We start from the raw sequence: 22,557 nt of genomic DNA, 5'->3' as shown, positions 1-22,557 counted from the left end.
TATCAACACCTTATTCTGAAGTTACCGGACTTAATATCCGTTTGGACTGACGGTTTATCTCTCCTACTGCTTGCTTCAAAGCTTGAATCGCATCAGGTAAATCAACAATGCCTTCTTGGATTGCATCTACTCCGCTAGCCAAATGCTGAACAGATTTGGTCAATTCCTGATCAAATTGTGTGAATGTATTTTGCAGTCCACGGTGCATATCGTCTGTAAATTGATTCATAGATGTTTCCAAGTGCTTATTCGTCTTAGCCATGGAGTCACTGGCAGACCCCCAAATAACCCTTAACTGTTCAACTCTTTGATCCATATCATGTAACTGGTCGGTCAAAGTACTTTGGACTTTACTAGAGATATCATCCAGCTCTTTTCGTTCCTGCTGAATGATTTTGATGATGCTTGTAAGATCATCTTGAATATGAACAAATTCAGAGTTATTGTAAGTAAATTTATCAAAAATAACTTCCAACTCCTGATTTGATTTCTTGTTAAGATCTGCCTGCTGAGCCATTGTAACGGCCAAAGTTTGCTGGCTCTGTGTGATGGTAGAGATTCGCTGCAGGTTCTCTTCTAATCGTTCCTGGAAGGTCACCTGCAATTCGGTTTGATGGACAATATTATCTACATTATTTTTTAACGTGATCATATGAGTTTCGAAGTACTCGTTAAACAGCTTACGTTCTTCCATCATTTTATCAAGCAGCTCTGCGGTTACACTTTGAAGTTGGCTGTTTTTCTCCGTGGTTTGATTCAGCTCCGTCACTGTTTTCTCAAGTACTTCCTGATAGTCTGTAATTTTTTCGGTATAACTATGGATTTGTTCCGCTAAGCCGGTTGTTTTCTCAACCATAACGGATTGGCTAGAAGCAGATTCTTGCATGGATTGTACTAATGCGCCCATCTCTGTATGCACTTTCTGCTGCCATTCAATGGTTGAATTCAACGCCACTCCTAAGTTTTTCATATGATCCCCAGTTAGTTCGTTGAGTTGTGTAACAAAGGTATCTACCATTTGCTGCATCCCTTGTGCTTGATTTACCGTCGTCGTTTGCAGCAGATCCGACATAATTTGCTGAGTCTGCTCCATTTGAGGAGCAATGGATTTATGAATAGAATCGGCCAATCCGTTGACCATATTAGGGATCAGGACTTCAGAAAAAAATGATTGAAAATCCTGCATTTGCTTTTCCTGACGTTGATCCATACTTAACAAGAGGGTTCCCTGATCTTGAGTCGGAAAGGCCCCATCCAGGTCTTGTCGTATTTTCGAGAATGATTGAGAAAGCCCCGGATAATAACCCACTTTGTCTATTGACACCCAGAGTAATGAAAGTAAGATACCAACTATAGAAGATGAAAATTTAACTTGCATCCCTGAAAGCAAAACTCCAATCCCGGCTTGCATCACCTCCGGATCTCCTCCTACTTCAAGTCCAGACACGCCAAATGCGATTCCAAGAAAGGTTCCTACTATCCCTAGCGATAAAAACACTCCTGCAATAATGTCGGCAGCTTTCCGTTTCCCGAAGCTCTGTACCAGAGATTCCTCAAAAAAGAAATCATATACATCAGGAGTATAAGAGATGCCTTTTTTTTGATAAAACAAGTACTTTTCGTAATAGCTTTGCCAAGCTGGAAAAACACTTTTCTGTATGTACTCGTTATTGTTCTGCTCAAACCATTCATTCATTTGATGAAATTTCACTGACATATCATGGGTCTGAGACAACTCAAGTAACTTGCTGTTAATCGCTGTTGCAGCTTTCTTACTCATAGAATAAGGACGAAGGATACGATACCAACTGAGTGCAAATATTACAACCATTATACCGATATAAAATATGTAAAACGATGGGGAAGTGAAAATAGCTTCCATAGTTAACCTCCAAGTTCATACAAAATTTCTTCAAACAAAAAAACTTCACATAGAGTGAAGTCGTCATATTGAAAAATCAACATTACACATTCATTCTTATGTAATCTTAAACCTCATGCTTAGAATGCTATATTGACAGTTAATCAAATCGTTAGCAGCCCCCTTTTTCCTATACAGGTAAATTTTATAATATACCCTAGTATATTATACCTATGAACTTATATCCATGAAAAATTAAATAAACCAACACAAAGAGCCGGTCCATAACCGGCTCTGACATTAAACACTCCCTACGAAGCAGGACTCACATGCTTGCTCTTCCAGGCCCGGTACGCATAGATCGTTACGGCGAGAAACAGTCCATAAATAATGATCGTAATAAATACGTTTCTTGGCTCGGTGAGCAGGCTGTCGCCAATGAGCACGAACAGCAGCATTGCAGGAATTTTGCCCAGGGAGGAAGAAAGTGCGTAGACCCCGAACGAGACCCGGCTCAGGGCCGAATATACATTCACGATGATGGACGGGATGGTGGGGACCATCCGGGCGAAGAGGATGAACAGGAACGCATTTTGTTCAAAAAGCACGGTCATCTTCTCCAGCCTTCGCGCCTTCATCAAGGCCTTCTTGCCCCAGTCCTGATACCCGTAGCGCACAAACAGGAACATGATCAAGGAAGCCGCTGTCGAGCCGGTCCAGATCATCAATCCGCCGGTGACCGGGCCGAATGCGGCTCCGATCAAGCCTCCCACCACAGGATAAGGAATCATCGGAAACAATGCCATTAGCGTGGCCATCCCAATGACCTGGAAGGCACTGTCGGTCTCCCGAAACCAGGCTAGAATGGACTCCCCATACTTATAAATCAGACCGGCGATGACAAGATAAAAGAGGGCTAAGCCAATTTTTTTAACCATAGACTGTGGTTTCGCCTCCGTTCATCATCACAGCTTCAGCCTGACCATGGCCTTGTTCTCCAGTCCCCGAATGGCCGGTGTCCATTCCTGATGGTCTGCTGTCGTCTGGAGCATGTCCTCCACCATCTGGAGCTTCGCATCCATCGCATCAATATAATGAAGAGCCACGGCTTCCGGCATTTGCGGCTGGACGGGACTGCCCCACTCCCCAAGGTTATGATGAGACAGAATCAGATGCTGCAGAGCCAGTACTGCGTTCGATCCCGTGTCCAGCTCCAGCTTGATGGCTGCTTCGGTGACCCACTGGGCAGCCATGCTGATATGCCCGATCAATTTGCCTGCATTGCTGTAATCCTGCACGATCCCGTATTCCGAGATCATTTCGGCGGGCTTCGCAATATCGTGCAAAATAATGCCTGCCTGAACCAGATCACGTTGAAGAAACGGCCGCTGCTTGCACAGAAATTCACCGAGCTCCAGCATGCGCACCATATGATAGGCCAGCCCGCCAAAATAAGCATGATGAAACGATTTTGCCGCTGGCGCGGACTGAAGCTGCTCCTTCACCTTGTCGAAGCAAAAGGTGACGATCCTGCGGATGTCCCCATGCTCCAGGCTTTCAATGGTCCGCTGGATGACCGCGATGAGCTCTTCTGCCGCGACAGGCGCGCTGCGGATGAAATCCGTGACAGAGACTCCATCATTCTCATCCGCTTTGCGAATCCGAAGCACCTTCACCTGCAGCTGGTCCCGATAAACGTGCGCCGCACCCTGGATCTTCACCACGCACATCGGAAAAAAGGTTTCCAAATCCGTCTTGCTGGCATCCCAATACTTCGCGGAAATGCTTCCACTGGAGTCCGAAAGGACCAGGTCCAGGTAATCCTTGGGCACCGAGCTGTTCGTCTGTCTTGCTTCCATCGCTTTAATCAGGTAGAAGCCGACGAAATCGTCGCCTTCCTTCAAGTCTTGAATTAATGTATTCACGGCTTCACCTCTACCCATTCGTCTTCTGCGTCTACCTTTACCGCAGCCCTATTACCACAGACTATTTTACAGCTTTTCGCTAAAAAAAGTAACTTGGGCAGCATCATCCGAACCGCTGCCTATACAGGTCAATCTATAGCTGCCTCCAGCAGAACCTGCTCTGCTTCCACTGCCGGCAGCTCTTGAACTTTTTTGAGCTTGCGCTCTATAACTCGCGTCCGGGTAGATGCAGCGTCAATCGAATTACTGGCCTCCTGCAGCTTTTTCTGAGTCTTCTCCAGCACGTCACCGAATTTGCCGAATTCGGTTTTGACGGCGCCAAGCACCTGCCATACTTCACTGGAGCGCTTCTGTATGGCCAGCGTCTGGAAGCCCAGCTGGAGACTGTTCAGAACAGCCGTAAGTGTAGTGGGGCCTGCGATGACGACACGGCATTCTCGTTGAATAGACTCCCATAGTCCCGGCTTGCGAAGCACTTCAGCAAACAGGCCCTCGACCGGCAGAAACATGATCGCAAAATCGGTTGTATTCGGCGGATCGATGTACTTGTCCCGAATGGATTTGGCTTCACTCTTAATCCTGGCATCCAGCTGCTTCGAATACTCGCTTGCCGCCTGGCTATGGCCTTCCTCCAGAGCATCTAACAGCCGCTGGTAGTCTTCAATCGGGAATTTGGAATCAATCGGCAGATGTATGAAGTGATCCTTGTTGTTCTTGTCCGGAATTTTAATAGCAAACTCTACACGTTCGCTGCTGCCTTTTTTGGTAGCGATATTTTTGTCATATTGCTCTACAGTAAGTGTCTGCTCCAGTAAATTTTCCAGCTGCAGCTCGCCCAGTGTTCCTCTGGTCTTGACGTTGGTCAATACTTTTCGCAGGTCGCCGACTCCATTCGCCAGCGTCTTCATTTCCCCTAGTCCTTTATGGACCAGCTCCAGCCGCTCACTCACCATTTTAAAAGAGTCGCCGAGCCGCTGCTCCAAGGTAGCATGCAGCTTTTCATCGACGGTAGCGCGCATTTGCTCCAGCTTCTTGCTGTTATCCTCCTGCAAATGCACGAGCTTCTCTTCCACCGTGCTGCGGATCGTCTCCAGCTTTCTTTCATTCATCACGGTCAGATCAGAGAGACGCTTAGAGAAGCTGTCGAGCAGATTCTTCTGCTGAGAGGCCAGCTCCCCAATGCTCGCTATAAGGGTACGATTCATATTACCCATAGATCCGTTCAGCTCTTCCCGGTTCATTTTTGCCGCGGTATGGGCTTCCTGCCGATTTTGCACAGCCTGCTCCATAATGGACTTGCGTATTTCTTCCTTTGTCTTCTCCAGCTCCACTCGGAGCTCAGCCTGAATCACCTCAACCTCTTGTTTCTTGAAGTAAAGGGCAGACACGACCAACAGCGTCAGGGCATTTACGATGAGTGCAATTATTTCCATATACATCCTCCTTCACATGAATCCAGCGTTTTGTTCTATATTACATTTCCTCAATGGCAGCTTTGTGTCATCGAACATATGTTCTTAAAAAGCTATAGAATAAATTCTCGTACTCACCATAATAAAAACATGGCGGGGCTGGGCTAACCTACCCGACTCCGCCATGTCTTTATTATTTTGCTTCGGGCTTCACTCCAGGGAGTTGTCTCGTGAAATAAGAATCTACCTCCAGGCGCTACAAATCCTCCGTACTCAGCGTAAAGCCCTCAATGATAATGTCCTCATCGACCTCAATCAGGATGCTCTTCTTGCCCTGGTAGTTAACCTGCTTCACATACTTCAAGTCCTGTGGACTGACAGAGATGGTCGCCACCTTGGTATTGATCTTGATGGACTTGGAGTTGAATTTCGGGATCACACTGCTCGCTTTGATCTCATAGTTCTTGTTATCGACGATGCTCTCAAAAGCCCGCTCCACCTTCTCGGCGGTGACGTTCTCGACACCGCTTCCCGTCAGCAGCCGCTCCACATCCTTGTAGTCAAGCCGTGCCGGCTCCTCTTCCTCATGGGTCTCGATCACCTGATGAATTTCTTCATATACACTGGCAATCTTGGAGGCATCCAGCTGGTCTTCTGCGACCTCCTTCACAATCTCCTCAAAAATAGAGCGTTCCTCCAGCGCGGTTACCGTCTTCTCCGCATTCAGAACCTCTTCTATGAAGCGCAGATTGGGATCGTTCGGCTTACCCGAGCAGTACAGCACCCGGTTCACATCGGAATAGCCGTCGGTCACGCTCGGGTAGAAGAACCCTTGCTCCGGCGAGCTTAATTTAATGATGGGATCCACAATCACGTTGTATTTGAATTCTCGCTCTACATAATCGAAGAGCAGGGACTTGCGCTGCTGCTCTGTTGAATTGATGCTGCACAAAATAAACGGGTTCGCGAACATTTCATTATTCGGGCTTTCTTCGTTCTCATCCTTGCGCGCCTGGGTCGGCTGATAGTATTGTCCCCGGACAAAGGTGACGACCGTATCCTTCTCATAGGTCGTATCTGTCAGCATCTTCTCCACCAGCAGCAGCATCAGATCATGCCACTCCTCCGGATCGCCGGTTACGAGGCCCTGGTGAAGCATGACCCGGGTCGGCGTCTCCGCTTCCTCGTGCAGCTTCAGCTCGAACAGCTTCTGATCGAGCTCTCCGGCCAGCAGCTTTTTGAAATTGCCCATATACAGCTCCTGCTTCTCCCGGTCCAGCATCTCAAACGGCAGGCGTTCATCATGATACACCTCGCTGCTATCCTTCATAATATACACGTTCAGAATGTCGTATATATGAAGCTTCTCATGATCCAGCTTGAATTGCTTGCGGATATAAGCTATTTCTTTTTTCAACATAATTAATCAGACATCCCCCAAACCATAGATTCATGCTCCCTAGCATATAGGTTATCTAAGCCTCACGTCCAGCAGGACTTTCTTCCTTTCATGGCGTAGCATGGCGTAGCCCTCTCCATTACAGCGCACTCCGCCGCAGCTCATAGAAATACTGCACCGCAGGATGCTTAAGCTTCATGGTGTCGGTCAGAGCCAGCAGACGCTTTCTCCCCACCCGCCGGTCCACCAGGGCCAGAATATTGAGCAGAATATCCTTGCTCTCCAAATTTTCTTCTATAGAAGTGGATAAAAAATGTGTGGCCTTCACCGTAAAGCTCGATTTAACCAGCGCGGTCTGGACCGACATCAGCTCCTTGGCGAGCGCGGTCTTCTTCCGGCTTGCTGCCATGACCCGCAGCCGCTCCTCGGGAATGCTGCTATTTGTGCCAGCGCGGACTGCCTCTACCTCTTCCGGAGAGATGTGCAGCTGAATCGTGTCATCCTGCTTGATTTCCTGCTCGGAGGCATACCATGTGACAGGGCTGCCGGGGTCATTCATATTCAGCACATTGTGCTTGAATGCGGTAATATAGCAGTCTCCTGCCTTATCAGGCGCATACCGGTAGCTCGTAGCACGGTACTCCACCTTCCCCTGCAGCGCGGGGCTCAGAAAGCTCTCTAACTGCTGCTTCAATTTACTCCAGGACATGTGATCCTCCCATTTTCGCTTTCTTCTATTGTAGCATGGCTCAGGTCAGCATTGCCCACGACTCAAAAAAACATCCCTCCCAAGGAGACTTGGGGGGATGTCTTTAAGCCGTGCTATTTTACAGTATCGTACCAAGCGTTAACTTCTTCCGTGATTTGCTCACCGCCGGATTTCTTCCAGTTCTCGACCATCTTATCGAACTCGTCGACCGAAACCTGACCGTACACAATCTTGTTGTACGCTTCGTTAATCAGCTTGTTCAGCAATTCATTCTTGCTCTGCATCGTTTCTGTCAGTGGACCCATGTAGTAGTTCTTCAGGTAAATGTCCTGCTGATCCATAATCACCTTCATAGCCTGAACGTTCTCGGGATGACGTCCGCCGACCTCAGTCTTCTCGTAAGGAGTTTCCAGCTCGCCGCCCTCCGCTGCCTTGACCATACTTTCGGCGTACAGCGTCGGAATCCGTGCACCTTCATACGTCAAGGTGTAGAACATCGGGTTTGGCAGCGGGTTGTTCAAATCTACGCCAGGGAACAGCTCCGGATTGGCTTTGGCTTCCTCTGTCGTTTTGATAACCTTGCCGTCCGGACCTACTGCGTAATCATAGCCTTCTGCAAAGCCCTGAGCGAATTCGCTGCCCTCTGCCGGATTTGCAAAGTTATCGAAGAAGAAATTGTAGTAATGGAGAACCGCTTCCGGGTTCTTGGCATCCTTGTTGATGAACAGATAACCGTTTACAGGCGGGTTGTTTCCAGCGGCGCCTGCTTTACCCGTAGGACCTGCAGGCAGCGGGTACGCTTTATACTCGCCATCCGGTACGTTCTTCTCGAAGTCTGGCAGCGGCCATGCCGGAATCCAGTTCGGACCTACCATCATGCCGGCCTGACCTTTTGTAAAGAACTCCGACGCGCCAACTTCATCCTTCAAGGCTGCGTCTTGAGAAATGTAGCCTTTTTCCATCCAGGACTGGATCGTAGCCAGGGCTTCCTTGGCTGCCGGATCGACAGAGCCCATGCTCAGCTTTCCGTTTTCATCCGGATTCCAGCTGCCTGGAATTACGCCGTGCGCTCCGAACACGAAGCCGATGTCGGTCATCCAGTTGTTAAAGCCATTCTTGAAGCCTGCTGCAAGACCAATGGTATCCTTCTTGCCATTGCCGTCCGGATCCTGGTTTACGAAAGCATCCATCACCTGCTCCATTTCCTCCAGCGTCGTTGGCGCCTTCAGGTTCAGCTTCTTCAGCCAATCCTCCCGGATAAACAGCGTCTGGTTCGAGTTATAGGCGTAATCCAGAATCGGAAGTGCCATCTTCTTGCCGTCGCGTGTTACCGGATACCAGATCGTTGGATCGAGTTCCAGGCCCTTTTTGTATTCCTCGCCGGCATATTGCTCAACGAGCTCATCCACAGCCATAAACTGGCCGGAGTCAATCAGCATGTTGACGGTTTCCATGTCACCGCGGTAGCGAACGACATCCGGCATTTTCTCCCCGGAAGAAAGCATCAGCCGGAGCTTGGTTTTGTAGGCGTCATTCGTGTTCGTTACGACCCAGTCATATTTCAGCTCAATGCCGAGCCGGTCCTTAATAAGCTCGGTGTGGACATTGTTCTCCATCGTCTCGCCTTGCTTGAAGATCGAAGCATTGGAGTCAAGTCCCTGTACTGTAGTCAGCGTAATCGGCGGATCATATTTGCCATTCTCAAATCCCGTCGAGCCTTCATTCTGCGATGTGTTATTGTTCGCTGTATCGGTTTCACTGTTATTGCTGCTGCCGCATGCGGCCAAGCTCAAGGACAGCGTGCCTACCAACAAAACAGACATCCATTTTTTCATGTGTACTTCCCCCATCATTGTTTTTGTGTCGTGCTTCTTGAATACGTTTACACTATAACCCGGCTACTGCAATCTCCGAAATGCCACAATATTTGCATTTATGCTAATTTATTATGTCTTGCCGTTATTCTTTTACCGCACCCAGGATAATACCCTTCACAAAATATTTTTGCAGGAACGGATATACTAACAGAATCGGCAGCGTTCCGATAAAGATCTGAGCGGATTTTACGGTACGCTGGGAAATGTTCTTGAGCTCATTCACATCCGGGTTAATCTTGTTGAAATCCTGCTGAACAATGACGGTCTGCAGGAACGTAGACAACGGATATTTCTTATAGTCTGTTATAAACAGCAGTCCGTCAAACCAGGAATTCCAGTGAAAGACCATGGTGAACAGGGAAATGGTGGCCAGCGCCGGCATGGAAATCGGCAGGAATACGCTCCACAGGGTACGGAAATGACCCGCGCCGTCAATCAGTGACGCCTCCTCCAGCTCCTTCGGCACAGCCCGGAAGAAGTTCATCATCAGAACCATGTTGAAGACATTGACGGCAACCGGAAGTACGAGCGCCCAGATGGAGTTCATCAGATCCAGGTTACGGATCAGCATGTAGGCCGGGACGATCCCCCCGCTGAACAGCATCGTAAACAGAAAGTACCAGGTGTAAAAGGATCGACTGCGGAAGCCGTGTGAATCCTTGGACAGCGCGTAGGCGGCGAGCACGATCAGTACCATGCCGACAAAGGTGCCGAGCAGTGTCCGATACACGCCCATCGACAATGCTTGATGGAAGTTGCTGTTGTTCAAGGTTTTCGTATATGCCTCGACGTTGAAATCAATGGGCAGAAGTCCAACCAGGTTGGAGTTCGCCGGCGCACTTCCGCTGAAGCTGACCGCCAGAATATGAAGCAACGGCAGCACACAGGATATGCAGATCAATGTGAGCAGTGTGTAGTTGAAGATACTGAATATGCGATAGCCGCTTGTTTTGTAATACATCTCTTTCTACTCCTTCGCCCTAAAATATTTTGTAGCCTGCATATCTTGCTGCCAGGCGGTAAGAGATGACGATCAGTACGAGACCGACCACCGACTTGAACATGCCGACTGCCGTACCAAAGCTGAACTGTCCATTCAAAATCGCGGTGCGGTAGACAAACGTATCAATGATATCTCCTTTGTCGTACACAAGCGGGTTATACAGGTTGAAGATCTGGTCAAAGCCTGCATTCAGAATATTACCGATCGACAGCGTGGCGACTACGACCGTAATCGGAATCATGGCTGGGATCGTAATATACAGCGTCTGCTTCCAGCGGTTCGCGCCATCCACCTCGGCCGCCTCGTACAGCGACGGATTCACACCCGCTAATGCCGCAAGGAACACGATAGTGTTAAAGCCGAAGTTCTGCCAAATGTCACTGACGACGACCGTAAACCGGAACCAGTTCCCGTCCCCGAGCCAAAAGATCGGATCCATACCCATGGCCTGCAGCATGCCGTTGACGATGCCCTCACTGCCAAGCATATCGGTCAGGATGGCACCCAGAATGACCCATGAAATAAAGTGGGGCAGGTAAACCAGGGTCTGGACGACCCGCTTGAACAGAGTCAGGCGGATTTCATTCAGGAGAATGGCGAAGGTGAACGGAACGAGAAGCCCGAACACGATCTTGAGTCCTGCAATAATCAGGGTGTTGATAATGACTTGCTTACTGTCGGGATACTCGAACATAAATCGGAAATGCTCCAGACCGACAAATGGGGAATTAAAGACGCCATCGTATGGCTTGAAATCCTGAAAGGCCATAATCAGGCCGCCCATAGGCACATAGGCAAAAATCAGGGTCACCAGCGCAGCCGGTAACAGCATGAGATGCAGCGGCCATGTTCTTCCTAGCTTCTCCCTTGGCTTTTTGCTTTTTCTTACTTTACTGACGGAAGGCTTTGGTGCTGCCTGCGGGTTGCTTTTCACGCTTTCCATCCTGCTTCGCTCCTCTACTTAATTGTTGACATGGATTGATTTTCAACGGTTTCTGTATTAATAATTGTATCAACAGCGCTCCCATGCTTATAGACCACGATTTTTGGAACGATGCCATTCTGTTGACTATTCTGAGCCGGCGCCGTTCACCAAGGAAGGGAAGAAGTGATGTTGTTACCGATCAAAACCAATACATTAACCAAGATGATTATCGTGCTCGTGCTGCTGCTGATCCCGATCCTGGTGCTGTACAGCCTGTCCAACCGGGTCAGTGTCTCGGTCGTAAGCAGTGAAATCCGGGCTATGAAGCAGAAGGATCTGCGCTTCCTTGCTACCGAATTCGACAACAGCGTCGACAATTTATCCACCCTTGCTTTTCTTCTTAGTGAGGATATCCACATTCAAGAGCTGCAGCAGCTGCCCTCCATCCGGACGGCCTATGAGCGCAATTCTGAGAAATCCCGGATGCTGGAGCGCCTCCGCCTGTTAAATGTTGCGGAACGGTGGGATACACAATACAGCGTCATTGCTCCGCAGCAGCAGGATATCGTCTCTACGAATCCGCGCGCGGCCTTTGATCTGGAGGAGCTGAAACGCATTGCATCGCCAACCTGGCAGTTCAAAGAAATGAACGTCGGCGGGCGCATGGAGTATCGGTATGTCCGCCATGTCGTCAAGCCGGAGAGCATGCGAGACCGCATTGAACAGGCCGGGCTTGTCGTGGAGGTTTCATTTCCGCAGGATCTGCTGGCCAAGGATCTGGACCGCTTTAAGCTGGGGGGCCAGGGAGATCCCTTTATGCTCCTGCCCTCGGACCAGATGATTACGAACAGCACCGCCGATCTGGACAAGATGGAGGAATTGAGCCGCCGGATCGCCGCTGAGCCTCTTAGGGGTCAGGACAGTACGGTGATGGAGCTTGCAGGTGAACAGTATCTGGTAAGTACCGTCCGGATCGAGTCCCTGAACGGATATCTGGTCGATTATTATCCGCTGGAGGCCATTCTGGAGCCTATTGTGAAATCGCGTAATCTTTTTTATGGATCGATCGGCCTGCTCTTGATCTTAAGCACTGTCGCTGCGTATCTGCTGTACCGGAACGTACAGCGTCCGATATGGCTGCTCATCCGAAATGTACAGCGGCTGCGGGACGGCGAGTATTCCACCCGGATCACGGTAAATCCGAACAACGAATTCTCGTATCTGTTTGAGCGCTTTAACGATATGGCATCCGACATTGACCGGTTGATTCACAAGGTGTATGCAGAGCAGATCAGCACGCGGGAGGCAAATCTGAAGCAGCTTCAGTCGCAGATCAATCCGCATTTTTTGTACAATTGCTTTGCATTGATTCGCAGTCTGGCTCGGCTGGGCAAGAAGCAGCAGGTTATGGATATGGCTATGCACCTCAGTAAATATTACCGGTACACCACAAGGAGCGAGAAATCGAGCGCCGCGCTGAGCGAGGAATTAAACCTCATTGAGAGCTATCTCGAAATTCAGAAAATGCATATCCAGCATTTGTCGTACGAGATTGACGTGCCGGACAGCATGCTGAGACTTGAGGTGCCAAGGCTGCTGCTGCAGCCACTCGTTGAGAACGCTGTCATCCATGGGATTGAGAAATCTGCTATGGACGGCATCGTAACGATCAGCGGGGAGCAGGCGGACGGACTGAACTGCATTACCATTGAGGATAACGGCATGGGCATGACCCTGGATCAGATTCAAGAATTGCAGCATCGCATTACGCTGCCTCCGACGACGGAAACCGGCACGGCCTTGTGGAACATACACCAGCGCATCTTCCTGCAATTCGGGAATGAGGCGTCGCTGAATTTTGCTCCCGGGAAGCATGGCGGGATGAAGGTGAGGATCCAATGGCCGATAGAGCCCGGCGAATAAGAGTCGCCTGCTTTAGCGGTCTCCCTTGATTTCAATCGGCTGCACAGCAGCAAAGCTTACAAGAATTGGAGTGTGACAGATGCATCAGCTTCTTATTGTCGATGACCAGCCCGACCTGGTAGATGACCTCGCGGAAATGATACCCTGGGAACAGCTCGACATTGTAAAAGTTCATAAAGCCTACTCGGCTCGGGAGGCTCTGGAGATTATCACCGTCCACCCGATCAGTGTTATGATCACAGATATTCGCATGCCCGGAGACTCCGGGCTCGATCTGATCGAGCAGGTCAGAGCTTCATGGGAAAAAATCCGCTGTATCCTTCTCACCGGATATGATGATTTTGATTATGCCAAGCGCGCGCTTCAAAACCAGGTGACCGATTATTTACTCAAGCCCTGTGAAGACGAGGAAGTGCTGGGTGCTGTGACGAAAGCCCTCAAGAGCATTGAGGACGAGTGGAAGTCCATCGCTTCATACCAGAATGCAATGCAGTCCATTAAGCTTAACCAGCCCGCCCTTCGCAATCATCTGCTCATGGAATTGCTTGAGGGCAGACGCGTTTCATTTGAGGAGCTGGATGAGCGGCTGGAGCTATTAGAGCTGCCTCTGCGGCAAGAGGTGCCGTACAGCCTGATGCTGATCCGGCTGGAGGATTATTTTGACCGCTATCGGGGGAATGATGTTCCTCTGATGGAGTATGCCATCTTTAATATGGCGGAGGAGCTGTTTGTCGACACGTTTCACATTTGGCAGATCAAGGATAAGCATGGCTATCTCATCTTCCTGATTCAGCCTAAGCCGGGTGCTGGAAGCACCGAATTGGATTGGAAGGATAAAGCCGAGAACAAAGCGTCCCGGCTGCAGCACAGCGTCAAGCAATTTCTGAAGGGGACGATCTCGGTCCTGCTCAGCAGATGGGGTCCATTCCCACAGCAAGTGAAGAAGCTCTATGATGAGTCCGTGATCCAGTTCCGCCAGCATATCGGCAGCGATCGGGAGCTGCTGCTGACCCTTGCCGAGCAGCCGGAGCCGGAAGCAAGGTCCGTGAATTCCTTGACGCATTTATATGATCCCCCGATGCTGGTCCACCTCATTGAGGCCGGTCAATGGGAAGCCCTGGATGAGAAGATGGATGCTATATTTAATGAATTGGAGCAAAAATGGAGCCACTCTCATGAGCATATTCTGGAGACCTATTTCATGATTGTCAGTGCATTCAGCTACTCCATTCATAAGAGCAAGCGCTGGATTCAGGAGCTGCTCGGGGAGGAATACAAGAAGCTGGTGAATGGCCCTCAGTTCCATACCATCCAGCAGCTGCGCGATTGGTCCATGAGCATTTTGCAGGTTTACAAGCAGAGCATGGACGCTGAAACCAAGGATTCACGGTCCAGTCTTGTTCGACAGGTTCAGGACTATGTGTACCATCATCTTAGCGAGGCGTCCCTGCAATCCATCGCAGCGCATGTGTTCTTGAATCCCTCCTATCTCTCGAAGGTCTACAAGCTGGAAACCGGTGAAGGCATCAGCGATTATTTATTCCGCCTGAAGATGGAGCAGGCCACCTACAAGCTGCGGAACACGAACGAGAAGGTGTACGAGATCGCGGAGGGACTGGGCTATATGAAGACCAGCTACTTCATCAAATTGTTCAAGGATAAATTCGGCCTAACCCCGCAGGAATATAGGGACAAGCTGGCTTGAAAACAGAGAACCCGCTCGCTGCAGCATTCAGCTGTGGCGGGCGGGTTCATTATCTTTTACATAAGCATCAGCTGAACAGCTGAACTCGTATGGCAGCAACCTTCCCTGAACGAACAAGACTCGCATAAGGCTCGGAAATAACACCAGAAGTCTCCACCTTGCTGCCGTCTTGCAGCGTCAGCACATACCGAATACTGCTGCTGTTAAGAGCAAACGTGTCTTGTCGCTGCGAATTGCAGTAGGTCACCTCACAAGCACCAAGAAAACGGAAGCTGACCTCACCCGACTCGTCAAACAACCAACCGGGAAGTTTGGGAAGCAGGCGCAGTGTTAAACCCTCATCCTTCACTTGAAACGGCTGTTCGCCGGCCATCATCACAAACCACATGTTCAGAAATTCTGCCGTAGAGCCGCTAAGCCGCGCCACAAATCCCCTGCCATGCAGGGTTTCGTCCGGATTGGCACTACTTGCAATAAACGAGGAATTTTCCAGAATACTGCGGCCGTATACTGCAGGATCAAAAAACGGAGGCATTGAATGCTTCATATCCTCAAAGAACTCTTTATACAGTCCTCCTTTTAACAGCTCCAGCAGATACTTGTATGACATGTGCATGAATATGGATTCATTCTCCAGCCAGCCCGGTGTAAATATGGTTGAACGTCCCAGCTCCAGCGGCTGTCCTGCCAGCGATTCGTTCACCTTGTACATCTTCAATTTGCGGTCATAAATACCACTGCTTCGGATTGCCTTGTATAGCTGTTTGCGCTCCTCATCCTTCTTCAGCACCTTGAATGCACGCACAGGCCCTTCCAGGAAGCGCGGAACATCCACCCGGCGGAACTGCTCAACCTTGACAAGTGGTCTGCCCTTCGCGTCATACTGCGCTTTTCCTTCTTCGTCTTCAAGAAGGGTATAGGACTCTGCTTCGTAGCAAAAGTACGTTGGATAAATACCATTGCCTATGGCAAGAGCTCTTTGCATAGCATCTTCAAGCTTGCTTAAGCAGCGCTTGAGGAGCTGTCCAATTCGCTCAGGTGACAGCTTTGTCTCTGACCCCTCAAAGCCCTCTGCAACACGGCTGCGATACAACTCGCGGGCAGATGAAACATGATCCCAATACAGCATATTTCTGCTTGCTTCCTCAGAGGTCTCGTAATGTTCCAGTTCAACTGCAATCGTGTCCATAAGCTCGGCAGCCTCTGCAGGGATGGAGATTTCTTGGGTGTTCCATTGCTCCAGTGCTTCCATTAGCCGTTTCAGCTCGCAGGTCTCCCCGAAGCCGGACGCAAATAGCCCGGGCAGTCCGTTCATGGAATCATTCCAGCCCGGCTTACCTGCCTCCATTTCAACACCCAGTCCCTCGGGATCCAGTGTCGCAAACTTGACAGCAGCTAGAATAAGCAGCTTCTCAAACAGTGTGGAGCGATAGACCTCTCCCCCACCGTTAGCAGAGGTGACCCAATGTCCGCCGGATGCATGGCTGAGACGGCGTTCCTTGTCCTCATTCTCCTCAATGGCCCCATATTGACGTACCCCGCCTTCTTGCGTCAGTACATATTTCCGGCTGCGCGGAGCTACGAAAGCAGGGCTGTCAAAGTAGGTATAGGACTTGCTGCCGTATAGCAAATCCTCTTGCCGGTCAGGATAGATCGTCAGGTAGCTTTCGACCAGATCCATGTTATACGTCCAGTGATCGATCCAGTAGCCTTCCCCGAACTCAGCTTCAAAGCTCTGCTCCGAACGACGAAGTGCTTCCTGCATAAATTCCTCTGGCGTGATGACCAGAGCGATGTGTTTGTCCATCATATGATTCAGCAGTTCTCCCGGATGATAGGGCTTGTCAAAAAAGCGGCTCATCGTTTCCCGATGTTCTTCCTCCACATGCTCAAGCAGCCCCGCTGTATCCTTCAGTCTGAAAGAGCAGCCTTTAACGACCAACGGGTTATAGCCATCAGGCTGAATCAAGCTGAGAAACATGCGGATGTTGAAGTCATGAACCTGGGGATGGATGAAAATATCGCAGCGGCGGTTCTGGTTCGCATCCCGGTAATTTCCGTTACCTTGAGAATAAAAGGTCGGAAGCAGCTTGAAAAAATTATAATCCCGCTCCAGATCACCATGCTTGCGGGAGAAAATATGATAGACTGCTCCTTCCTCCGTCCCATTGTCTAGAATAAGCGGATAGCCGCCCCGCAAAAAATTGTCCGTATAGCTCTGTTTAATATATTCATCAAATTGGGGCAGGGCAGTCCGGGTTTCCACATCCTGAGTGTACTGCGACACCACCTCGGACGCCTCCTGTTTCTTGCGCTCTATATAGACAGGACTTACAAACTCCTCCGCTCTTGCATGAATACGGCCAATATCCTTAACATGCCCGGTCATCGATATGATCTGTAGGCTTTCACCGTGCTGTAGCGTTTGGATTGCTCCCGTGAACGCACCAGGCACCTTATTCGTTGTAACCTGCGGAGCAGACTGTAACGCTTCCAGGCCCCTGTTCAGAAAGCCGTCAGGGCGTGTCAAGCTCGTATTTTGCTCAAAGATCAGATCCATATCGACAATAGGACGGCCCGGTTTGCACGGTCTGAGCCGGGAATGGGACGCAGAACCTAAATAAAAATGTCCTCCGCTGATCGCATTGACCTCAGCCGTATCAGCAATGCTGCCGCGCAGGCTGTACAGGGGAATGCCTAACTCCAGATGCTGGACATCCATCCAGCTCCTTAGTGTGTAACCGAGCTCTTTGTAAGCCGAATGATTCATCCCGTATGGAATGACGGCAGGCATACCATCAAGCACCTCTAGGTCCATCGTTTGTCCTGAAATGTTCGTAATCGAAACGTCCCGCACAAGCGCTGCAAAGCTCTCCCCAGGCATAGTAAAGTAACTTACCTTTACCGTGAAGCCTTCAGATTGATAGCTTCCCTCCAGTTCAAGCATATTCGGAGAAATCAACATGCGCTCGGTGCGGTCTCTTCCTGCTTCTTCTATAGCAAACGGCTCAAGAAAGCCCTCTCCTTGTGCAGTCCTGTATTTGATAAAGGTACGGAAACCCTGTTGAGGTACAAGTTGATAGGCTTTGTTGGCAGGAAAAAACTCCATTATGGCACTATTCTTATCCTCAATGCCGAAGCTGGCCACCCCTTGTCCCCGATTCACATAAAACAGCCATAGCGGAATCCCGGTCTTGCCGGCCATGCCAGGCAGAAAGCTGGAGAACGGTTCGGCCCTGTTGTACTGCTCCACAACAAAGCGGCCGCGGTCATCATATTCATATTTTACAGTGTCCATATTCATCCTCCTGTAACGGCAAATTGGTCTCCTCTCCATTATTCTTTTCAGATCCACTTTAAGGTAGCCCAATATCTTTACATTTGTGCCACTTTGTTGGGTAATGGCACATAAAACAAAAAAAGGACAGCAGAGACCGTCAGGCCAGGTTTATATCCCCTGGCCCGGCGGTCTGGCTGCTGCCTTTTTTAAATTTCAGCGAATATACGGCTGTTAAGGTGCTACAGTAGCCCCGCTGATGGCTTCGCGTGCCCCCTTCAGCTCCATTTGCACATCATCGATATAAATATCATGACGATCTGCGCCTATACCTGGCGCTGCACCCATGAGGAACTTGAGCCCGGCGTTCTGATCACTCTCAAGTGTCACTTCAAAGCTGAAGATCTGCATCTCTGAAGTCAAATCAATCGTTTCGTTCAGAAACCGGGTATACTCGTGATTATCAATGACAGCTTCAATCGCTCTTGGACTTGTCGATCTGGCCTTAAAGGAAACCAGATACGTTTGACCCTGCTTCAAAGACTTGTTGGTCTGCATCAAGATAATATCCCATGGATTTATTCCCGCATGATTGATACTGACACGAGCCTCTCCCGCATCTTCCTGGAAGGAAGCGGAGGAGGGTCCGTCATATTGTCCCTGCAAGTGCGTGCCCCAGCCGGTAAGGCCGTCTGAGAAATCACCGTTGACAGCGAGAAAAGCCTGATCCCGCGCACCCTTCTGCTCTACACGAATATTGTCTACATAGATATCATGCGAGCCGGACTGCAGTCCAGCGAGCTTGCCCATAAGCAGCCTGAACGAGACTTCGAGATCGTCGTTTACAGGCAGCTCAAAGCTGAAATGCTGCATGCTGTCTGTCAGCTGAACGGTTTCTTCAAGATACCGCTGTTGACCTGTTTCAATCACCAGCTCCACCGGACGGTCCATCGTGGATCTGGCATCCATGGAAACAACATACGTGCTGCCACTACGCAGAGGGAAATCCGTCTGCATCAGCATAACATCCCATGGCTGATTGCCGGCGCTGGAAATGTGAAATTTCAGCTCACCGTCCTCGACCGAGTACCGGGTTTGCTGATCCCATCCATCCCACCGGCCTTGTACATGCTCGCTCCAATTGGCTGTGCCCCGCGAGAAGCTGCCGTTCTTCAACGGAAACTGCTCATCCAGTGAGAGCTCATTCGCAGAATTTCCCTCACGCGTCAAGCTCACATTGTCCAGATATACATCTCCGGCACGTCCGCCCAGCAAGAACACCAGCTGCCCCTCTTCATCGGAAGGCGCCTGCATTTCGAAAGTGACGGTCTTGATCTCCATCTGCTCCGTTAGCTCTATGGCCTGAGGAGCTGCATAAATCACTGTACCCTCTTTGTTCCAAAGAGCTGCTTGAATCGTCCGTTCCTGATCTGCTCTTGCGTCGAAGCTGAGCTTATACGAGCTGCCGCCAACCAGACGGACGCCCGGCTGTACCAGCTTGACCGCCGTCTCCGAAGCTCCCCCGTCTGTAATCGCAGCCTTCAGCTCCCGGGCTGCTGGATCAACAGCTGCTGTCGCCGCGGCTCCGTCAGTCATCAAGTGCCAGAATGTCATCCGATCGATCCGGCCCAGATCGAAGGTTCCGTTATAAATGTAATTATCATTTACAGGCGGCTTCGGCTCATCCGGGTATAGGGCTGGAGCGTTACTTTCCTCCAGCTTGACGTTGCCGATCCATACGGAGGACATATTCAAGCCCGCATTAAATTCAAGTCTGGCATTCAGATCCGTTTCTTTCTCCATCTGGAAAACCAGCTCGTAGCGCTGAAGCTCGGGACTCAGCTGGGCTTCAAGCGTTCTGGAATAAGCGCCCCAGCCTCGATCAGCGCCTCCTCCCAGCTTCACTGCCATCGTCCGATCTGCCCCGGCCTTGGCATCAAAGCTTAATTTATACCATCTTCCTTTACCCAGTGAAACATGCTGTATAAGCTGCACCGCATGCGCAGCATTACCGGCAGCTGTGATGCCCAGCTTGGCAAATGGAATGCCGTCCAGCAATTCTACAGCCGCAGTTCCGTTGCCGCCAAAGGTGCTGATATGAACAAAATTCCAATAATCCGGGCTTAAGGCTTCCCCGTCTGCAGCCACTTCCTTGATCGGCTGCTCGTAAAGCATATCATGCACGTAGTTCCCATTGACCGCTTCTTTGGCCCCTTCAGGCAGCGGCTCAGCCAGCACCTGCGGTTCTACGGGCGTGTTGTATGGTCTGCCTGTCAGCTCGTAAACACGAACATAATCTACCTCCATAGTCGAAGGCAGCAAAGAGGCATCCGGATTGCGTCCCCCATCATAATTGCCGCCCACGGCCAAATTCAAGATCAGGTAAAACTCCTGATCAAATGGAGCCGGGAACGCATATTTGGCTGGCATATTCTTGCCCCAGCTGTCCCAGTTGGTCAGCTCCTGATAGAGCTCGCCATCGACATACCAGCGCAGCACTCCAGGCTCCCATTCCACAGCATACGTATGAAAATCCGAAATATCGGTACCCTCCGGGAAATGGTATTCCGCTCCTGTACTCCGATTCAGCGGCCAGCTTTCTCCATAATGGATCGTTCCGCCAACCTCTCCCGGCAGCCGGCCTCGGGCTTCCATAATATCGATTTCTCCGGAAGCCGCCCAGCCTCCGTACCGATTGTCGGCCGGCATCATCCAGAAGGCAGGCCAGAAGCCGGAACCGACCGGAAGCTTCATACGCGCTTCAAATCGGCCATATTTCTTAGTAAAGGTCGGCTGCGTGTACAGTCGGGAAGACGTGTACGGTTTCCCTCCGTAACCGTCATTTCGCGCCTCAATGATCAGGCTGCCGTTCTCCACCTTGGCGTTTTCCGCCCGGTAATATTGCTGTTCATTATTTCCCCAGCCGTCCAGACCGTACTCGGCTCCGGTTCCCAGCTGATAATCCCATAAATCCAGGTTGACTCCGTTCACATCCAGGTTGGAGCCTGTCCCATCGAACTCATCACTCCACACCAATGTCCAGTCGCTCTCGTCTCCCGGCTCCGGCTGTGGATTTCCACTGCCGGGATTTGGCACGGAAGGAATCTGCGGAGTGCCGCCTCCGGAGCCTGGCGCAGCAGGGGTCTGCGGAGTGCCGCCTGGTGTTTGCGGTGCTACACCCCCGACCGGCTCTGTCTTCCCGCGACCCAAGGTTTTGCCGTTCAGGGTAACCTCATCCCCCTCATTTGTGATTTCGCGGATCTGTCCCTTTCCGGTAATCGTGGTACCCGCTGCACCGGAATGAATATGGATCACCTCGATAGAGGCTCCTTCTTCCACCTCAATCACCGCCGGGGTCTGCACATCCACGCGGCCAATCTCCGAGGCTCCCGAAATAACGATTCGCACCGGACCCTCTTGTTTATTCAACTGCAGCTCTTCTACGGAAGAGTCAGCCAGATAGATGCTATTGCTGCCGCCGCCATGGACAAACAGAGTGCCTTTGACCGTCGTTTGCTCTAAAGACGCATCTCCCTCACCAATACCAGCTGCGAGAAATACGTTTCCATTCACTATAGTATTGCGGATCACCGCACCTGCTGCTCGAACCAGCAGATTGCCCTTCACGGTTTCACCTGTGAGTGTTTCTCCCTGCTTCATCATCCTCGGCGCTAACCGCTCCAGAAGACTGACCAGCTCTGCTCGTGTAAGCGGAGTGCGTGGCCGAAGGGTGCCGTCCGGATAGCCCTGCAGGATCCCGCTGGCTGCAAGCTTTGCCGTGCTTTCCTGCGCGTACTTGCTCACATCGCCGGCATCCTTGTAGCCGGTTAAAGATGTGTCTGCCGTTGCGTTAAGAGAAAACAGTCCTGCCAGCACATGAGCAGCCTGCTCTCGTGTAACTGCCTGGCTTGGACGGAAGCTGCCGTCCGGATAGCCTCGTACATATCCCGCCGCTTCCACCGCAGAGACTGCGGCCGCAAACCACTGCTCAGCTTTGACATCATGGAAGCTTGCACTGCCTTGCTCATTAAAACCAAACATCGTGTGAAGCAGCTTGACCAGCTCCGCCCGTGTAATCACTTGATCCGGCCGCAGACTGCCATCCGGATAGCCTGTAAGCAGTCCTTCGTTATGCCACTTCTGCAGCACCGGGGCTGCCCAGTGGCTCTTTTCTTCCAGCTGGTTGACGAGTGTCGATTGAGCGGACACCTGTGTTGTCCAAGCTCCACCCGTCACCGGGACATGAGTGGCTGCAAGCAGCAAGCTGAGCACCAGAGCCGTTCGCTTCCGGAGCCGGGTCCCCGGTTTACTGGAGCCGCTCTTTTTTGATAGCGCTGTCATTTTGAAATATCCCTCCTGATCGATGATAATTTCTTCCACCCTCTAGCTCTTTTAGTATTCCTGATTCCCGTTGCCAAAGAAATGCCCCGATTTTTGTTTTTATACTCCTTTTTGCTCCAATACATTTGCAGCGCCGTAAATCCATGGCATACGCAAAAAGCCGGACAATAACAGGAGCAGCCTCCTGTCTTATCCGGCTC

The 22,557-nt window shown here is 50.6% G+C and carries 13 protein-coding genes; 2 read left to right on the top strand and 11 right to left on the bottom strand.

Annotation, left to right across the window (positions count from 1 at the left end; genetic code table 11):
* Window positions 1–10 precede the first annotated feature (10 nt).
* From E6C60_RS04210 to E6C60_RS04170, 9 genes are all read right to left on the bottom strand, one after another.
* Complete coding sequence (locus E6C60_RS04210; protein ID WP_138224686.1) at window positions 11–1,882, bottom strand: hypothetical protein; 1,872 nt, start codon at window positions 1,880–1,882, stop codon at window positions 11–13.
* A gap of 290 nt (window positions 1,883–2,172) precedes the next feature.
* On the bottom strand, window positions 2,173–2,799 hold the full coding sequence (locus E6C60_RS04205) for a TVP38/TMEM64 family protein (RefSeq protein ID WP_138224685.1): 627 nt from the start codon (window positions 2,797–2,799) through the stop codon (window positions 2,173–2,175).
* A gap of 27 nt (window positions 2,800–2,826) precedes the next feature.
* On the bottom strand, window positions 2,827–3,720 hold the full coding sequence (locus E6C60_RS04200; protein ID WP_233281209.1) for a 3'-5' exoribonuclease YhaM family protein: 894 nt from the start codon (window positions 3,718–3,720) through the stop codon (window positions 2,827–2,829).
* Window positions 3,721–3,914: 194 nt separating this feature from the next.
* Window positions 3,915–5,219 (bottom strand): DNA recombination protein RmuC, encoded by a 1,305-nt coding sequence (locus E6C60_RS04195; RefSeq protein ID WP_233281132.1) that lies wholly within the window; start codon window positions 5,217–5,219, stop codon window positions 3,915–3,917.
* Between the two features lie 235 nt (window positions 5,220–5,454).
* Window positions 5,455–6,618 carry a DUF4317 domain-containing protein gene (locus E6C60_RS04190; protein WP_138224682.1) on the bottom strand — a complete coding sequence of 388 codons (1,164 nt, stop codon included), beginning with the start codon at window positions 6,616–6,618 and terminating at the stop codon, window positions 5,455–5,457.
* Between the two features lie 118 nt (window positions 6,619–6,736).
* Entirely contained in the window at window positions 6,737–7,306 is a 570-nt protein-coding gene (locus E6C60_RS04185; protein ID WP_138224681.1) for an SF0329 family protein, read from the bottom strand.
* A 113-nt stretch (window positions 7,307–7,419) separates the two neighbouring features.
* Window positions 7,420–9,141 (bottom strand): extracellular solute-binding protein, encoded by a 1,722-nt coding sequence (locus E6C60_RS04180; protein WP_138224680.1) that lies wholly within the window; start codon window positions 9,139–9,141, stop codon window positions 7,420–7,422.
* Window positions 9,142–9,265: 124 nt separating this feature from the next.
* The gene (locus E6C60_RS04175) at window positions 9,266–10,144 is read right to left on the bottom strand and encodes a carbohydrate ABC transporter permease (RefSeq protein WP_138224679.1); all 879 of its coding nucleotides are present in this window, start codon (window positions 10,142–10,144) and stop codon (window positions 9,266–9,268) included.
* 19 nt (window positions 10,145–10,163) lie between these two features.
* On the bottom strand, window positions 10,164–11,018 hold the full coding sequence (locus tag E6C60_RS04170; protein WP_233281208.1) for an ABC transporter permease: 855 nt from the start codon (window positions 11,016–11,018) through the stop codon (window positions 10,164–10,166).
* 279 nt (window positions 11,019–11,297) lie between these two features.
* Between E6C60_RS04170 and E6C60_RS04165 the strand changes: the two genes are divergently transcribed.
* Together E6C60_RS04165 and E6C60_RS04160 are read left to right on the top strand one after the other, a co-directional pair.
* On the top strand, window positions 11,298–13,034 hold the full coding sequence (locus E6C60_RS04165) for a sensor histidine kinase (protein ID WP_233281207.1): 1,737 nt from the start codon (window positions 11,298–11,300) through the stop codon (window positions 13,032–13,034).
* Between the two features lie 79 nt (window positions 13,035–13,113).
* Complete coding sequence (locus E6C60_RS04160) at window positions 13,114–14,739, top strand: response regulator (RefSeq protein WP_138224676.1); 1,626 nt, start codon at window positions 13,114–13,116, stop codon at window positions 14,737–14,739.
* A 67-nt stretch (window positions 14,740–14,806) separates the two neighbouring features.
* Here E6C60_RS04160 and E6C60_RS04155 read toward each other — a convergent pair whose 3' ends face one another.
* Together E6C60_RS04155 and E6C60_RS04150 are read right to left on the bottom strand one after the other, a co-directional pair.
* The gene (locus E6C60_RS04155; RefSeq protein WP_138224675.1) at window positions 14,807–18,037 is read right to left on the bottom strand and encodes a cellobiose phosphorylase; all 3,231 of its coding nucleotides are present in this window, start codon (window positions 18,035–18,037) and stop codon (window positions 14,807–14,809) included.
* 213 nt (window positions 18,038–18,250) lie between these two features.
* The gene (locus E6C60_RS04150; RefSeq protein WP_138224674.1) at window positions 18,251–22,357 is read right to left on the bottom strand and encodes a carbohydrate binding domain-containing protein; all 4,107 of its coding nucleotides are present in this window, start codon (window positions 22,355–22,357) and stop codon (window positions 18,251–18,253) included.
* Window positions 22,358–22,557 lie beyond the last annotated feature (200 nt).

The organism is Paenibacillus algicola (assembly GCF_005577435.1).
Classification (GTDB): domain Bacteria; phylum Bacillota; class Bacilli; order Paenibacillales; family Paenibacillaceae; genus Paenibacillus_AQ; species Paenibacillus_AQ algicola.
The sequence above is the reverse complement of the archived record's forward strand: the minus strand, read 5'-3'. Positions and strand labels throughout refer to the sequence as shown.

Excerpts from the sequence above, each read along its gene's own strand:
- E6C60_RS04200 (WP_233281209.1), bottom strand. The coding sequence starts at position 3,720 with ATGGAAGCAAGACAGACGAACAGCTCGGTGCCCAAGGATTACCTGGAC.
- E6C60_RS04210 (WP_138224686.1), bottom strand. The coding sequence starts at position 1,882 with ATGGAAGCTATTTTCACTTCCCCATCGTTTTACATATTTTATATCGGT.
- E6C60_RS04160 (WP_138224676.1), top strand. The coding sequence starts at position 13,114 with ATGCATCAGCTTCTTATTGTCGATGACCAGCCCGACCTGGTAGATGAC.
- E6C60_RS04150 (WP_138224674.1), bottom strand. The coding sequence starts at position 22,357 with ATGACAGCGCTATCAAAAAAGAGCGGCTCCAGTAAACCGGGGACCCGG.
- E6C60_RS04175 (WP_138224679.1), bottom strand. The coding sequence starts at position 10,144 with ATGTATTACAAAACAAGCGGCTATCGCATATTCAGTATCTTCAACTAC.
- E6C60_RS04180 (WP_138224680.1), bottom strand. The coding sequence starts at position 9,141 with ATGAAAAAATGGATGTCTGTTTTGTTGGTAGGCACGCTGTCCTTGAGC.
- E6C60_RS04190 (WP_138224682.1), bottom strand. The coding sequence starts at position 6,618 with ATGTTGAAAAAAGAAATAGCTTATATCCGCAAGCAATTCAAGCTGGAT.
- E6C60_RS04170 (WP_233281208.1), bottom strand. The coding sequence starts at position 11,018 with ATGCTGTTACCGGCTGCGCTGGTGACCCTGATTTTTGCCTATGTGCCT.
- E6C60_RS04185 (WP_138224681.1), bottom strand. The coding sequence starts at position 7,306 with ATGTCCTGGAGTAAATTGAAGCAGCAGTTAGAGAGCTTTCTGAGCCCC.
- E6C60_RS04165 (WP_233281207.1), top strand. The coding sequence starts at position 11,298 with ATGTTGTTACCGATCAAAACCAATACATTAACCAAGATGATTATCGTG.
- E6C60_RS04205 (WP_138224685.1), bottom strand. The coding sequence starts at position 2,799 with ATGGTTAAAAAAATTGGCTTAGCCCTCTTTTATCTTGTCATCGCCGGT.
- E6C60_RS04195 (WP_233281132.1), bottom strand. The coding sequence starts at position 5,219 with ATGGAAATAATTGCACTCATCGTAAATGCCCTGACGCTGTTGGTCGTG.
- E6C60_RS04155 (WP_138224675.1), bottom strand. The coding sequence starts at position 18,037 with ATGGACACTGTAAAATATGAATATGATGACCGCGGCCGCTTTGTTGTG.